Annotated in this window: 8 protein-coding genes and 1 pseudogene; all 9 read right to left on the bottom strand. The window is 44.8% G+C overall.

Features of this window, described 5'->3' with window-relative positions; all coding sequences use genetic code 11:
- Positions 1 to 45: 45 nt before the first annotated feature.
- Positions 46 to 2,139 carry a glycoside hydrolase family protein gene (locus BN1354_RS10375; protein ID WP_053827061.1) on the bottom strand — a complete coding sequence of 698 codons (2,094 nt, stop codon included), beginning with the start codon at positions 2,137 to 2,139 and terminating at the stop codon, positions 46 to 48.
- Positions 2,140 to 2,174: 35 nt separating this feature from the next.
- Positions 2,175 to 4,121, bottom strand: coding sequence for a glycoside hydrolase family 172 protein (locus tag BN1354_RS10370; RefSeq protein ID WP_154904856.1), 1,947 nt, complete (start codon positions 4,119 to 4,121; stop codon positions 2,175 to 2,177).
- A gap of 55 nt (positions 4,122 to 4,176) precedes the next feature.
- Positions 4,177 to 5,343 carry a glycoside hydrolase family 172 protein gene (locus BN1354_RS10365; RefSeq protein ID WP_053827059.1) on the bottom strand — a complete coding sequence of 389 codons (1,167 nt, stop codon included), beginning with the start codon at positions 5,341 to 5,343 and terminating at the stop codon, positions 4,177 to 4,179.
- A gap of 35 nt (positions 5,344 to 5,378) precedes the next feature.
- A pseudogene (locus tag BN1354_RS10360) lies at positions 5,379 to 8,416 on the bottom strand (GH116 family glycosyl hydrolase).
- Positions 8,417 to 8,425: 9 nt separating this feature from the next.
- Positions 8,426 to 9,478, bottom strand: coding sequence for a hypothetical protein (locus BN1354_RS10355; protein WP_082331577.1), 1,053 nt, complete (start codon positions 9,476 to 9,478; stop codon positions 8,426 to 8,428).
- Positions 9,479 to 9,489: 11 nt separating this feature from the next.
- Positions 9,490 to 10,914, bottom strand: a complete 1,425-nt coding sequence (locus BN1354_RS10350) for a DUF4185 domain-containing protein (RefSeq protein WP_053827057.1) — start codon at positions 10,912 to 10,914, stop codon at positions 9,490 to 9,492.
- A 134-nt stretch (positions 10,915 to 11,048) separates the two neighbouring features.
- Complete coding sequence (locus tag BN1354_RS10345; RefSeq protein WP_231623106.1) at positions 11,049 to 11,459, bottom strand: DUF4945 domain-containing protein; 411 nt, start codon at positions 11,457 to 11,459, stop codon at positions 11,049 to 11,051.
- A 22-nt stretch (positions 11,460 to 11,481) separates the two neighbouring features.
- On the bottom strand, positions 11,482 to 13,290 hold the full coding sequence (locus tag BN1354_RS10340; protein ID WP_053827055.1) for a RagB/SusD family nutrient uptake outer membrane protein: 1,809 nt from the start codon (positions 13,288 to 13,290) through the stop codon (positions 11,482 to 11,484).
- Between the two features lie 11 nt (positions 13,291 to 13,301).
- Complete coding sequence (locus tag BN1354_RS10335; protein ID WP_053827054.1) at positions 13,302 to 16,445, bottom strand: SusC/RagA family TonB-linked outer membrane protein; 3,144 nt, start codon at positions 16,443 to 16,445, stop codon at positions 13,302 to 13,304.
- Position 16,446 lies beyond the last annotated feature (1 nt).

Below are 16,446 nucleotides of genomic sequence, written 5' to 3'. Positions count from 1 at the left end.
AATATCGGTTACTTCGTAATTGGCCGCGTCGATTATTTAATAATTTCACTTGATTTTTCCGAATTTATCGAGAATACGGTTATAGGCTTCCGCCGCTGCACCGTTCCCCCAATCGTATATTGTAAATTCTCCCATTCCTTCACCTTCGGGGCTGGTATGCCCTCCATGGCCGTAATTTTCCATCATAAAGCCATAATCTTCCTCTCCGAAGAAGGGATACACTTTTTCCCATTGTGCTTTAGTGACAGGATTAAGGGGACTATACATCATTACAAACGATGCTTTCAGCGCAGCCCACCCTCTCTCATTGTACTCATCACTGTCTAAAAGTTTCCCGTATTGCAGGATCAACTCGGAGAAGAGACTCTGGCGGGAGTCGTTCCATTCGGCATCGGCATTCAATACCCCGAAACCGCCAAGCACATTCACATACATATAGGGCGGCTGCCACGAAGCCTGTGTCATCAGTAATTCATCGAGGGTACGCTGTCCCTGATCCAGATATCGCCGGTCGCCGGTCAGCCGGTAACATTCGAACAGTGCTTCGGCCGTCCAGAACATGGAGAAATTATTCTGTTTGTACATATTATTTCTGACGACTTTTTTCCCGACCAGGTGATCTGCTCCATACCGCGAACAGGACCAGTAGGTCTCGAAATCCTCCCATCTTCCCGAGGGAATGATGTCCCGGATTACCGCATCGATGGCTTTGAGACCTGCCTCTTTATATTCCTGTTTTCCGGTCAGCTCATAGAGTTTCAAAAGAAAAGTCACTGACATAGAGGTTTCAGGCGATTCATTCAGGTGAGTCATCGGTTGCAGCGTGCGCAGGTCGAGCCATCCCGGGAAAAAACCATTCTCCGACTGGATACCGAGCAATGATCCGGCGTATTGTTCCGCGTAACGAAGTAATCGTTCATCCTTTTCCAGTTCATCATACCAACGAAGCATGAGCAACGCGGTCCAGCTCATATCGAGAATATGGAATGGTGATTCGGCAGCATTCCAGGTATAAGGATTCCGGTTTGAATTTCCCCAGTAGCAGGCATCCCATCCCTTACTACGGTTATATTTTCTCCCCTCGATCTCCACTTCATGCATCTCTGTGCCGATCAAGCCGTAAAAGAAACCTTCAACCTGCGGAAAAGAGAGAGCCAGCTCTTTGGTAAGCAGCGCCTTTTCCATCAAGGTTGTGTTGCCGATCCTTCTGGCGTACCGGTACAACCCCCCGGCAGAACGCAGGGAACTGAACCATGCCTGATTCCATACCGAACGGAATTCCTGCTCATTGACTTCTCCCGGATAATTGGGGCTCTGCGTGACATTCACGATAAAAACCGGTGAACCGACCTTCTTACCGTCCAGTTCGAACTCCTGCCATACGTTATCCGCCCAACTGTTGAAAGCCCAGTTATAGGTGTGCTCCACATATCGTTCCAAATCGGCATCTACCGGATTCCCGGCCTGATAAAGATCATGCCCCCAACGATTCCAGAGGAAATCGAGTGGCCTCCTGAAAGGGTTTTTAAGTGACGCTTCGTCACTACGCACCATCAGGAAAAATCCGATCTCCACTTCTCCTGCCGGATATTCAGCACCCGGTTCACGGACAAACAGGACATGATCGTCGACCCTACTGTTACTCATCCCCAATACCAGGCGATTATTTTCGGCATCGAGATCGAGATACCATCTTACCGGAGTTCCCTTTTTCATAATATCAAGATCGGGGATAAGGGTAATCACCTGTCGGTCATCGGCGACGATCAGTGCCGGAGAACGGAATACATGCTGGTCGATAATATGGCTGCCGGTAGGTGTAAGGTGGGGCGTCCAATGGAAAGACGGGGTAAACCCGGGAATGACAACCACCTGCCAGTCATCCTGGCGAACAGTCTGGCCGGGAGAGAAGTTGAATTGTATGTGAAGACAATTCTCGTCCACCACCTCGATCCGGCTGGTTCCTTTCTCATTCCCCAACAGGTCGTACTGGATCTTCCGAACAGCTTTCTCCAATGAACGGGGCAGCTTCAGCTCCATCGGCAAAGATTGGCTCCCTACCCTGGCATCCTGTGCATGCACTACGGAAGAGAAAATCATAACCATACCCAACACTGTATAAATAAGCCTCTTTATCATATCTTTCAAATCATCAAAATCACCACATCATCAAATCAATTTACTCTTTCGAGTATGATCTGATTCAGTTCGAACTGGTTGGCTTTGTCATTGTTCCTCACATGGAAGGTGACAGAGTTAGTCTGGGAAGTGAGTTGTATATCCCCCACATGGACATTCTCCCTGAAGATTTCTTTGTCGGCTTTTGTCGAAATCCACTCCGACAGTTGATTCTGCCGTTGCCATACCTGGAAATCGGCCCCATTCGGCTTTTCGTGATAGTTGACCAATACCCTGTATTTCCCTTCGGGTACATCCGTAAGCATCACCCTGACCATACCCTGCCCAAAAGAGGTAAGCATCAACCCTCTGTCTAAGATGGCCTGTATTCCCCTGTCGAGGGTAATCTCCATCAGCTGCGGGAAATAGATATGCTTTTCAGGAAAGTAGACCTCCCTTAAATCCGCGGTCGGTTCCATCCGTTCTTTCAACGGTTGTGCCGCGTAAAAGAATGCAACAGACGTATAATCTACGGGAAAATTATTGCCTACCTCTCCATGTTCCATACCGTGATAGATTTCTTTCCCGAAAGACATCTTATCCGAAAGGAAAAAACGGTAGCCTCCGGTACGTCCCATGGGAAGGGAATAATCAAGCGAACCGTGTATCGGCATGCTGATTCCTCTGTCCCACCGGTCGAGCAGCGCATACCACCCTCCGTTATAATAATCTTCCGAACCGGTACCATGCAGACGCATTTTTCCATCCACATATGTGGTATCATCTCCCTCGAAGAAAAGAGTCATACCCGGTCGCAAACCCTGTGCCTGATGGATGGTCCCCACATAATGACCTTTTCCTTTGGTTTCCATAAAAGTATAGAACTGACCCGATTCAGGTTTTTCTCTTCTCCAGACGGTATAGAGTTTTCCTTCCTCATTGATATTTCTTCCGTTGTCGTTATAATACACTTTCACATTCACCGGTACAGCGTTTTGCTGTACTCCTTCCCTTTTCTCATAGATGAGTTTCATGGAAGCCGATCTATCGAAAGGCATGGGGAGGTAACAGTAGTTGGAAGTTTGCTGCCGTCCCATCACGATACTTCGCATAGCCGGTTTTCCGTAGGCATAACCGAAAAAATCAGCCAGGGGGGCATGGATGGCTTCTACCTGTTCATCATCCCATTTTGCGGAAAGGATGATATCTTTATAAATCCCTTCTAATGCAGTTCCACCGTCAATCTCAAAACCGACAATACGGCCCGAGGTTGTTTTCTCAAAGAAAGCTACCTCTTCTCCCGGTTCAATAGTAAATGATTTTTCTTCGGTACGGACATTGGACGATAAACCGGTTGCATAGCGGTTTACTGTAGGTGATATATCAGCCCATACGTCACTCACCTCTGCCAACAATTCTTTGTCGGAAGCGGAGAAATTCCCGGTCCAGCTTTCCACATTCATTCCGGGTAGCATCCGGTATTGAATTTGATGGAACATGATCCGCTCTCCCTGGAACACGATCTTTAATGATTTTGCGAATGGAATAGGGATATAGCTGTAATACCCTCCTATTTCGTTACCACAAACCGGTTTTACGAAAGGATAGACCTTTCCCGAAAAAAGATCCATAAAACGAATCTTCAGGCGTGGGACCCGTTCTCCATCGAAGTAAAACAACAATGTGTCTTCTGTAGGTGTAGGAGTCCATATACGGTTTACTACACCCGGTCCTTCAAATTCGGCCAGCACCAATCCCTCTTTCTCCTTACGAATGAAAGAATAGTTACCACTAAATCCGTCGTCGTTTCCTCCTGTCCGGTCGTAACTCGATTCCTGCTCGATCAATTGCCCATGACGGTATGTCGGCAGTCTGTCTACTTTTTTCAACAGCTCCACCTCATCGCTCCACCGGTAGGTTTGAGCTTGCCCGTTCATCTGAAAGAGAGATAATAAAAACGTAAAAATGAGTAATAATGTCTTCAATCCTATTCTCTTCATCATTCTTTCATTATATTTTAGTTATTCCTGTATCGATTTTATCATTCAGAGCATAGGGTTAATTCACTTCCAATTCCTGCCAGGAAGGAAACTTGGGAAACGGGGCATGAGGCTCTTTCTGATACCAGAAAGTAGTAGACGAGATATCCGATTTCTGTGGCAGATAACGGTGTCCATGTCTCCAACCCAGATCCTGAATAGTAATTCTCAGGTCTTTCTTAAACCGTATAGGATCCATCACATGCCAGCGATACATTCCGAATCGTTGTCCGGATCTGTAGGTAATATCGGGAGGCAATACCTGTACCAATCCGGCATAAGGTGTTGTAAAAGTAACGTACTTCCCGTGCCGGTCGAAATTATACGATCCGCAGAAATAATCCTCAGTTCCGGTTCCTATGATGGTAGGGAATTGCTTGTCTCCATCCATGAAGAATTTGATTTCTCCTTCGCCCCACCAGCCATTGTTATTCACCTGCCAGGCCATATAGACACCTACATAGTGCCCTTCTCCCTTTATTCCGTCGATAATGGTATAATCGGAGGTTTCATTCACTTTTGTGCGGCGGAATTGTGCATGGAAATAGGCAGCATCCTCAGGTACATCGGTCAGCGTATAATCGATCTGATAATAGAGGTTCATCGGCTGTTCATCATTGATATTAGTCATGGTGATCCTGCATTTTTTGCGGAACGGCATCACCCAATAACAATTGAACGCACTACCCGGATTGACGGTTACAGGCAAGGAATTCAGATGGGCATATTCATTCCACCCCATGCCGAAGAAATCACCCACAGGTGCCTCTACTGACGGTTCCGTTTCATCATCCCAGTAGATACGTATAATGGAAAAACGCCAGTTGCCTGTCGGCGTCATCCAGATATGCTGAATAGCACCCGGCCCTTCAATTTCAGCCATTGTGAAAGTTTCACCCGGATTGATCGTCACAAACGGATTCACCTTCCAGCCCTGTCCCAGATCACGTGCAGGATTTGTGGCATTGGCCGTATTGCGGGGCGCGTTGGGATCCGGGATAGCCATTCCCCCTTTCCCTTTCTCGCCGGTAAAATTTTCCGGACTGATAGAACGTGTTTCCGCATTGGATAGCCGATATAGGTTACCCATATTCAAATCCAGACCATTGAAATCACGATTTTGGGAAAAAACGGTTGTCGTGAATGCAATACAAAAAAGAAAAAAGAAAGTTGTTTTTAAACGCATAATAAACAAATTAAAATTTATTGATATTCTTATTTTTACAGATTAATTTCTTTCCCAAAGATATTATATTTATTCACATCAATCGAACCAAACAACACTTCTAAGCGGGGTTTTCCATTTTTTAATGAGAGTGTGCCAAAGCCTGTACCGGTACTGATAAAACTGGTAAAATCTCCTATTTTTGAATCAATATACAGTATTTTATCTACTGCATCGTATCTGATCCCCGTCAGCGCTTGTATCATGGCATAACTTGCCATTGCCCTGGCATACCAATGCCCGCATTCATATTCATTAAAAGGGTTTCTTACAGAACCGTCGTACCTGTCACGGCAGATGCGCACTATTTCCAGACCTTTTTCTATCTCTCCTTTCAGCATCAGATGGCTTGCCACCTGGTATTCAATTCCGGTCCAAACTTCATTACTATAAACAAACGGTAGAGATAATGCTCCTCCTTTCGGCCATGAGCAGAGTAATAATCCTCCGTCTTCACCACAAGCATACGTCGGTCGTTGCGGATTGTAATGATCGAGTAACGTTGTTTTCAGATTGTATTTATGTACTGCCTTCAGGTGACTGGTAACCATTTTATTATCTATTATTTCCGGAAGTCCGCAGACGGAGGCCATCCACATTCCCAAGATCCCATCCGAAAGGCAACCGGTACCATATTGATATTTAGGCCCCTCTTTTTGTAACAAAGCAATGGCCTCTTCAGAATATGCACCACCGAAAGATTGTACATTTACCGGATTAGGGGCTTCCAACCCTTCCCATTGAATTTTTTGAATAAAATACTCACCATCAAAGAGGTCATTTTCAATATACTTTTACCTTTTGTCAGTAAAGCCTGGTAATCTTTATAAGGCTCCTTCAATGTTTTGCTCATTTCAATAAAGGCCGTGAGTGCACCCAGATAAAAGCTGGTGCACATTCCATCAGGCCCCCAAAATTCAATATCATAAGTATTATGATGCGGCTCCTCGAGGCATCCTTTCCCCTTCGGATCCCACGTACGGATACAATAATCGAGGCTCTTCTTCACATATGGATACAACGATTTCATCCATTCCGTATCTCCACTGATCCTCCAATCCCGGTAGACTTTCATGATTCCTCCCAATTGACCGTCTGCCGCCGCATGGAAGCTATGATCGGTAGGAGTAATGGGAATGTTGGTCCTGAAATTCTGATGCCCTTCTTCGTTCTGGCTTACTTTAAATTCCGTCTCACGTAATGTCCGTTCCAAAGCAGGAAAAAGATGAGGAATAGCCTGCGCATAATTCCATACATGCGTACAACTTCCGTGACAACATCCCGAATCGTCGTTACACCCTTCCCATGCCCAAAGCCTCCCATCGGATACACGTAAAACGGTGGGTGATTTCAGTATGGTCAGGTTGGCTGCAACTGCTTCCAGCACTTCAGAGGGGAGGGTCGAGTCATAAAAGGATCTACTGAATAATTCGGAGTATTCTTTCAACGTTGTACAGTTCTCGTTCCAATATCCGATTACACTGTCCAGATTCTCAAATCGGGTTGCATACCAGGGACGATAATAGGAATTCCCGGGAGTTACAACACCCACTTCCTCGGATTCTATAATTTCCCATCCTTCTGAATAATCACCTTCAAAATCAGCCAGCAAAATCGCTCCTGAAGAGGGGGAGGAGAGTATCTCATCATGACGGTCGGTTAAAACAAACTGGTCGGCGAGAATATGTCCCCATGCGAATGTATCAAGATCAATGATTTTCAACCGGGCAGTTTTTCCCGCATATTTTTTCAAATCCCAGATTACTTCCGTTAATTGTTCTGTATTGTTTCCCACCGCAGTCTCCACGATCCGGTCATTTATCCACAGGTTGACAGATGTTTTTCCCTTTTGATTCCCGCCTCCCACTAAAAATTTGAGGTATCTTTTGCTGATGGTAAACTCAGGAGAGAGCAAAGTTCCCACTTGTCCATCCCCATTCGGATCAAAAGAGTTCAACAAGCCCTGCCCTATATAACCCGACACTTTTTGCTGACCCTTTACCGGTTGCTTTGCTGTTTTACCGGTAAATGCCGGTCCGGTAACAATTCTTTGTCCTATAGAAAGATCCGATTTAGGAAGATACCAACAGAAATTGACTTTCACTGTTTTTTCTTCACCCGGTTTCAAATTTACCGGCAGATAGACAGAAGCTCCCGGAGAAACTCCTTCAATGGGAGCATTACCAATAATCTTTGCACCCCTGATGTTATCCCAAAGGATCGTCTGCGAATCAAACCATCCACCCCTGAACCAGCAATGATCGGTCACAGCATTATTATCGTCCAGATAAACAGCAAATCCTCCAATTCCATTGTTGCCGTCTGTACCGGCTTTGGTCATTCTAAAGCCATTTTTCTGCCCGGATATATACCCTCCCTCATCAATAAAATTACGGGCATTGTACGAGAAGACGGCTTCAATCACCTCATTGAATCTGTTTTTAAAGGAATATTCCAGTACTCCCACCGGAAGGCTTGAATTATCCTCATCAGTAGGAATAAAGGGACTCCAGCCGGTAATTTTTACATCCAGTGGAATATCTTTATCTTCTAAATCTATTATTCCAAAAGGGAATCTGGCTCTGAACGAACCTTTCTCAAACCTCGGTAACCCGTAATTCCGGTTACCCAAACCATTTCCACTTCCGCGCGGGCCAAACAGTTTCCAGGTAGGAACAGTTGATTCCAGCACTTTCGCTCCGTTTTTTATCCCTTTAATACTGATAGCTGCAAAAGCATAGGGCGTATTGTAGATCTCCGGGCGATGGTTAACCGATAGGTGAGAAATCGCTCCGGTTCCCTCCAGGCAGAACATGCCGGCACCTATGCCTCCAACCGGAAAAGCCACTTTGCTTAAGTACTCATTCCTGTATTCTCCGTTATAGCTTCTCTCGGTTCTTTCAAGCTGAAAATTCAATTTTTCAGGGTTATTTGATCTCAATAAACTTTCAGCCGATGCAAAGCCGGGAATATTTGACGCGGCAATAGTGCCTAAGCCAATTTTTTTTAGGAATGTCCTGCGATTATTATTCATTTTACCTCTCTAATTTTGTATCTTTCCGATAAACTGTTGCGGTGACAACGGAGTAATTCCAAAGATAAACTTTTCTCCGTTTTTAAATGGTGAATTCAACTCGAAATTTTCGATGGATATACCTCCCGGTATTGGTGCCTCACTTGCCCAATAAGTAAAGCGGCCGGTAATTACTCCCTTTAACTCTTTATGGGGATTCTCTTTTATCCAATACTGGGTTGCATGTTTACCCCTGTATTGCCAATGCAGTTTCGTGTCGTGCGTAAATACAGTCCGGCTGTAATCTTCCTCATCGGGGGCGGCAATAAAATAGACGTTACTCTTTTTATCCCGTATCATCCTCTCTTGTGAAAAATATTCACGTGAAGTAAAATGGATATCCTTATAATCGGGCCATATTTCAAGTGAGGATATTTGTTTGTCTCTGAAGAAAAGCATCCTCAGACGGGCTTTGTTTCCCATTGTCGCACTCGTTATGAAATAATCCAGATTCACAGAACCATCATATTTATACGTGGTTATCTCAAATTCGTAAGGACGGGATTCAAAAAACCGAAGACGGGCATATACTTTGGCACCGTTATCAAAAGGTTCGGAAAAGACATACAATGTCAGCGTCTCCTCTCCGTCTATCTTTTCCACTATCCCTCTTGTCGGGTATTGCTCATTTAAGGGTAAAACAGCCGTAGCATCGTCAGAGCTCCAAAAACGTTTACCCCTTTGCTCCTTATCAAGGCTACTTATTTCAAGTTCCGAATACCCACGTTCTTCAGCTCCTCCTGGAATTGGCTCAAAAGCAATGAAATTCATCACCTCAGGAAATCCATAATCCAGATATGGAGTGTAGATCCTGATCAGTCCTCTGGGGCCCGGTAACGGAGCCAATCCCACAATTATACCATTGGCATGGCCCCATACCGGCATAGCCGGTTTTCCCTGTACCGGTTGTATCCATGCGCCAACCGTATCGGGAGGCGCCAATTGCTTCCAATCCAAAAAACTCTGCTGAGCACCCGAAGGGGTAATTATCAGTAAAAATAAAAAGAATAATAATTGTCTCATATTTCTTGTTTTCAAAAATTCCCCATATCTGCTATTTCGGCTTTCATCAAAAAAACATTGTACGGCATCCACATCGACATCAGGAAATAGAGGTTGTCGCCGTTTACGGACAGGGGATGAAAATAAGATCCGTATAATTGCGCATAATCCTTTCCCGCGGCCAGTTCATAAGGTTCACTCCAGGGGCCGGTAATCTGTTCCGCTGTACGCATGGTGATATTATACCTGTCGCCATTGAAATAAGCAATGAACCACTTGTTAAATGTCTCACTATAGATGAACGACAACTCACCCACCTTATCATCTATAATGACGGTTGCCAGGTTTTCATCTCCTTTGATCCATTGCCCGGAAGAGCCGTTCCAATATTCATACTGATCCCGGTTCTCAATATCAGCTTCACGAAACCGGGCAAGAGCCGCTTTGCTGTCCCGCCCGGTTTGTGTGCCGATCATATATACATATCCGTCTTTCTTAAAATATCCACCTTGTCCAAAGGGACTATTGGAGGAGAAGGTAACTCCTTCACACTTCTCCCATGTCAGTCCGTTATCGGTCGACTTGTACATTCCCGAATAATTAGTGATCCAGCCGGCCCAGTTCCTCATATTGAAGTAATGGACATAATCAGCTCCATTGGCGCGAATGGCTGCTGTGGGAATAGAAGTCCAGTCGCCATTACCCGAAGCGTCCTTCCCGCCATATATAATTTCACGGGCATCTCCCCTGGCATCGGTCGCCATACTGCTGAAGGTCAACCCGTCATCCAGGTTTTTATCTTCTGAAAAAGCCAGCACATTACTTCTCCAACTACCTCCGTTAGGTCCGGGATTGGTGGGGTTCGGTTTGAAATCCCGACCGAAGGTATCCCCAAAGAATATCCCATATTTACCCGATTCCATTTCCCAGACAATGCCCAGATCGGTCCCACCCACATTCCAGTTTAATGTATTATTGGGACTGGGGAATGTCTCTCCGGATACCGGGGCACCGGTCACACGTGCTATCCGGCTCACATTACGGATAAAAAAGCCCCACCGGTTATCTACATTCAGTGAAATATCTTTAGAGATATTTCCATCCAGATAAACAGCTTTCAGTATCAATCTGAAAAAATCAGGATCAGAAGCTCTCACTTGGTATGTAAAAAGATAAGAGGAAGAGAGTTCGCTCCGGCTGATCTTTTCCGAATAACTTTCTCCTCCACTCTTATTAATGACCAGATAATCAATATTGTCAAGATTTTTAAACTGGAGAAGTGTGGAAACAGTTTTTGTCTCCTTGTCGGGTATGAGATCGGTTTCGGCCGACGAGATCTCATCAACCGGAATATAAGGCTCATCACTGCCTTCTTCTTTGCTACAGGACGATATAATTATCGTAATGATAGCAAAGGCTATAAGTATCCAATAATTTCTATTTTTTTCCGGGCTCATACACTTTTTTTCGGCTATATGCTATTTATTCAATTCTCTGTAAACAAAGATAAAAGGGTGTACCGCTAAGCGGTGTGACTAAAAACATGCACCTCGCTTTCGGTACACCCTCACTACTTATGGTATCACAGTTGTCATTCAATTTTAATTACTACACCTTCAGAAAAGACCCTGTCGGTAAACCCTTCTTCTTTTGCTTCGGGAGTCAGAAAACCCAGCAATTTGACAATAAACCGGTACTCTTTATTCGGATCTATTGTAATTTGTGCAGAGTTGATCTCATCGAATACGGAGATTCTCTGTCTGTAAATATCATCCTCCACCACCTGAATACTTGCTTCCAGTGGTCGATTGAAGTCCTGGGGGATATTGCCGGGTATCTGCCATGAGAGTGTAACCACATTGCCTTCCAGCGTATAAGACAGATTCTCTACTTTAGGTAAGGAATGATTAAAATCTTTCCTGTCGATAATATCTCTGTCGTAGCACCCTGTAAACAGTACTAAGATCAGTGTTACAATAATCAGTTTTCCATTTTTTCTCATAACCATAGATTTTTTTCCGGCATCAATATCCGGGGTTTTGTGTATAGTTACCTTTGGCCCATTTCATCTGATTTTGCGGAATCGGGAAAAACTCGTCCCGTCCGGAAGTGAAGCGGGCATTTGCCATCCATGAGAATCGTGTCTTCTCCACGGTAAAATAGTTATTCATGACCTCTTCCAGGACACCCCAACGTTGTAGATCGAAGAAACGGCGTCCTTCACCGGCCATTTCCAGGCGGTTTTCCCACTGCATTGCTTTCCAGGCAAAATCCTTATCCCATACACAGTTTTCACCTGGTTTATAGACCCCCACATGATAGTTCATCACCGGTGTACCATCGGCCTTGATCAACCAACCAGTGCTATTGGCAGCCCGTTCACGAACTTTATTGACAGGAATTAATGCCTCATTCCATCTGTCCAGTTGAATCAATACTTCTGCTTTCCAGAGCAGGACTTCATCGTAACGGATCATCCGCTTGTTCATCGAATTGAACTGCCATCCGTCATACAGGAGACAATCGCAACCGGGATGAGGTAATTCTTTCACTGATTTCAACCAACCATATTCAGCTCCGTTCCTTATCCCCCTGCTTTCAAAAATCAGATCAGGATCATATTTCCACGGATGTCCGGGCACACCGACCGTATGGCTGAAACGGGGATCCCAATTGTACTTATTAAAATAGTCCGGATTTCCCGCTTCAACAAGTGCTATATTATCACTTCCATCCGTATTCTTGATATAATCTCCATAGCTGTCATTATTATAGTCATCAAACAGCGGCAATCCGTCAGGACCTGTCTTAAAGGCATTCCCCATATTATAACTGATATGATGGAATCCGCAACATTGGAATCCTGCCCAGTTCCAGGGGTGATTCAATCCTTCCCCACGATTGATTTTTCCTCCGGTAGAGCTGCCATCATCAATAGAATATTGAATTTCCCAGATCGATTCTTTGGTATTATTATCGGAAGTATGAATAAAGTTTTCCCCGAAATCCTGACAAAGGTCTACTTTACCACCTTCCTGGTCGGTCAGCTTGTTCAGGTAAACCAACGCCTCCGAGAGCCGGTCTTTATTGATATTGACCACCTGATGCCTGTCGTTCTGCTCATATGCCATGAACATCAGGGTTCTGGCCACCATTGCTGTGGCTGCATTTTTATCTACCCTTCCTTTCTCCGGTTGTACATCGGGCAAAGCCTCTTCAGCATCTTTAAAATCACTCAATATCCGTTCCCAAAGATACTGGTCATTCGGAAAACTGGAATCTCTGTTGGGAATCGCTTCAAATTCAGCCGAACTACCCACTACATTTTCATCGATATAAGGTATATATTTGAAAAACTGTTTCAACCTGAAATGAACGAAAGCCCTGAGAAACTTCATCTCCCCTATTCGGACACTCTTCAAAGGATATTCCTCTTCGGATATGTTATTGAGCTTCTGTATCGCGGTATTGCTGCGCTGGATAATCTGATAGGAAACATACCACGGATAATCGATCGGCCAACCATTGGCAGTCAGATTCACAAAGGTTTCCATAAAACCCCATCCGTCACCGCCATCCCAGACGCCCCCACCACCCTTATATGAGTCGTCAGACCGCATAGAGCCGGACCACCAGGGCGAAAAAGGAGAATCCCAGGATGGTATATCGGTAATCCTTGCATAAGCTGCTGTCACAAAACCTTCTATATCTTCCGGAGAATTCAGTAATCCCTCATCCAGTACCTGTTTAGGATTCACTTCCAAAAGATCGGAGCAGTTATTTGCCGTAACAAGGAAGGTGACGAGCAAAAAGATATATTTTAATCGTTTCATAATCTATAAATTTAGAATGTTACATTAACTCCAAAAGCCATGGTGAATGGTGTCAGATAACCGTACCCCGGCATTTCAGGATCAAAACTGGTATATCTGTCTTTTCCCCATCCTTTTTTCAGCGTAAGTACATTACGTGCCGAAGCATAAATCCGAAGGTGTTGCATCATCATCGCATTCGTAAGCTGTTTCGGGAAGGTGTAACCCAGTTCTATATTTCTCAACTTCAGATAGGAGCCGTCTTCAACAAAATAGGAGGAAAACCGCTGCTCGCTATTTGGATTTGAATTGGACATAGCCGGAATATCGGAATCGGGATTATCGAAATACCATGCATCCAGTATTCTTTTTTCATGATTCTTTCCAGCGGGAACCGAGATATTCCAAAGATCACTTTCCTGTTTCCAGATATTATTTACCTTATTACCATATACACCCTGGAAAAAGATGTTCATATCAAAATTCTTATAACCGAGGTCAAAGGTGATCCCCCCGAAAAAGTCAGGATCGGTAATTCCTATAAAAGTACGGTCATACAATTCATCAACGACCCCATTCCCATCCAGGTCCTTATAACGGATCCTTCCGATGGCCTTTCCTGTCTGCTCGGCATGGGCATCCACCTCTTCCTGGGTTTTGAAGATCCCATCGGCCACCATTCCATAAAGGATATTAGGCGTTCTGCCTAAGACAAAATCATGCATACCGTCACCCGGATACCTGTTGACCACATTTTCGGGAAGTTCGACCAGTTTTGTCCTGTAAGAACCGATATTGGCCGTTATGGCATATTGAAACTCAGCGGTTGGATCGTTTCTGTAAGTAATCTCGAATTCAACACCCTGATTATTCATATTGGCTCCATTGATCCACGGCTCTCCTCCTTCACCCATAGCGGCAATATAAGGAACCTGTACCAACACATCGTTTGTCTTTTTAAAATAATAGCTTAACGAACCGAACAGGCGTTGATTCAGAAAACCAAAATCGACTGCAATATCAGTCTGTTTTGTCGTTTCCCACTTCAGATTTGGATTTCCAAGCCAGGTTCTCCGGTAACCAGACCAAAGCGGTCCGCTTTCATTGCCTTCTATCGGATAGGATGTACCAAAATAATCGGTTGTAAAAGGTGTGGAAGTATATCCGCGCGGCAATCCCTGCACGCTTCCGTTGGCACCCCAGCTTGCACGAAGCTTCAGATCAGATACTGCTTCCACGTCAGCCATAAAGGGTTCGTTGTTGATTCTCCATCCGGCCGAAACTGCAGGAAAAATTCCATACCGGTTGTTCGCACCAAAGAGTGATGACCCATCTCGCCGTAGTGTAAATGAAAGGAGATACTTTGAGTCAAGGGCATAATTTACTTTTCCAAAGAGTGATAAATAGACATATTCATCTGCCGAACTCCCCAATGAATATTTTGTACCGGTAGTCACACCGATATGGGCAAAATCCCTGTCTTCAAGGTATATCCCTTCCCTTCTGGCCGAAAATCCTTCCTGTACGAATCGGGTAAATTCGGTACCCGCCACCGCATCCAATGAATGTCTTCCGGTATTCAGTGAATAGGAAAGGGTATTGGTCCATACATAACTCAAAGGATGCGACTGGTAGCTTCCTACATAATTTTCCCCGTCGCTGTTCCTTCCGCCGGTCTCAGACCAGATGCCATCGACCGCCCTGTTATAGGCATTACCGTAATCTACCCCGAACTGGGTACGGGCCGATATTCCTTTCCAGATATCAAGGTCAAGGAAAATATTACCGATTATTTTGACATAATTATTGATATTGTCTTTATTCATTGTCAACAGACGTACCGGATTGGTAAAATCATCGAAGCCGGGAGCTCCCGCCCAGTTTCCGTTGATGTCGTAAACCGGCCCGGCAGGAGGATTGATCATTGCCCAACGGGTTTCGTTCGAATTCCTGTATTGCAGATAGGTCAACGCGATATTCTCACCGATTTTCAACCGGTTATTCAATAAGGCGTATTCCGTATTGGCACGCACCGAGTATTGTCTGAAAAAGGTATGAATTTGCGTACCTTCATTGTTATAATAACCCAATGAAAACAGGCTCTTTGACCGATCTGTTCCTTGAGAAACGGTCACCTGATGGTTTGTCATCATCGCGGTACGGAAGATTTCGTCCATCCAGTCGGTATCCGAGCCTCTGACAGTCTGTTCCGGATTGAGCCATTCCGCCGGTTTCACCCCGTCGAGCACTGCCAATCCGTTGTCATTTCTGTGCCAGGTAAAATCATAGGTAGTGGGTAATGACATGGATACGCCATACACTTTCTCGTCATATGCCTGCGCTCTGAAAGCAGCTATTCCGTACTCTTCGGCATTCATCAACCGGGGTTTGTTCACAACGGAACTGAATGAAACACTTCCGTTATACTCAACGGAAATGGCGCCCTCTTTCCCTTTTTTTGTTTGAATCAAAATTACGCTCCCTGATGCGCGTGCACCGTATATACTGGCTGAAGCAGCGTCTTTCAATATCTGAATCGATTCTATATCTCCGGAATTAATGTCTCTGAGGTTGAGATTTTCCGTAGGCATCCCATCCAATACGATCAACGGTTTTACTCCACCTGAAAGGGAGGAGAGCCCTCTAATCTGAATATTCACATCTTCAGCAGGATTTCCCCCGTTTGTTGTAATATGGACCCCGGAAAGTTTTCCCTGCAACGCTTTCATCGCATTGGCCGAAGGATTTTTGATGATATCACTGCTTGTCGCCATGGAAACCGATCCGGTAAGATCAGCTTTCCGCTGTGTCATATAACCGGTATAGACCAGTTCTTCCAGCATGGTAGCATCATCTTCCATCACCACATCAATTACCGTCGCTCCTCTCACGGATTGTTCCACTGTCCTCTTTCCGATAAAGGAAAAAACCAGTACCGCATCCTCTGAAGGCACATTTAGCTGGTATCTACCATCCATATCGGTGATAGTACCCACAGTTGTACCTTTCACATATACACTTGTTCCCGGCAAGGGGTCATTGGTATTTTGTTCTGTAACAACTCCTCTGATGGTTTTAGCCTGTTGTATCTCGTTGGGTGTCTGGGCTGCAAAGGTATAAAGAGTGAATCCCAGAAACAGACAAACCAAAGCGAGTTTGCTTATAAAATTTTTCATA

It is taken from the genome of Lascolabacillus massiliensis, assembly GCF_001282625.1.
GTDB lineage: Bacteria > Bacteroidota > Bacteroidia > Bacteroidales > Dysgonomonadaceae > Proteiniphilum > Proteiniphilum massiliensis.
Note: the sequence above shows the minus strand (reverse complement) of the source record. Positions and strands in the feature narration are given on the sequence as shown.

Bases quoted from the DNA above. Each gene is read 5' to 3' on its own strand.
- BN1354_RS10350 (WP_053827057.1), bottom strand. From the start codon at position 10,914: ATGAGCCCGGAAAAAAATAGAAATTATTGGATACTTATAGCCTTTGCT.
- BN1354_RS10365 (WP_053827059.1), bottom strand. From the start codon at position 5,343: ATGCGTTTAAAAACAACTTTCTTTTTTCTTTTTTGTATTGCATTCACG.
- BN1354_RS10340 (WP_053827055.1), bottom strand. From the start codon at position 13,290: ATGAAACGATTAAAATATATCTTTTTGCTCGTCACCTTCCTTGTTACG.
- BN1354_RS10345 (WP_231623106.1), bottom strand. From the start codon at position 11,459: ATGAGAAAAAATGGAAAACTGATTATTGTAACACTGATCTTAGTACTG.
- BN1354_RS10355 (WP_082331577.1), bottom strand. From the start codon at position 9,478: ATGAGACAATTATTATTCTTTTTATTTTTACTGATAATTACCCCTTCG.
- BN1354_RS10335 (WP_053827054.1), bottom strand. From the start codon at position 16,445: ATGAAAAATTTTATAAGCAAACTCGCTTTGGTTTGTCTGTTTCTGGGA.
- BN1354_RS10370 (WP_154904856.1), bottom strand. From the start codon at position 4,121: ATGATGAAGAGAATAGGATTGAAGACATTATTACTCATTTTTACGTTT.
- BN1354_RS10375 (WP_053827061.1), bottom strand. From the start codon at position 2,139: ATGATAAAGAGGCTTATTTATACAGTGTTGGGTATGGTTATGATTTTC.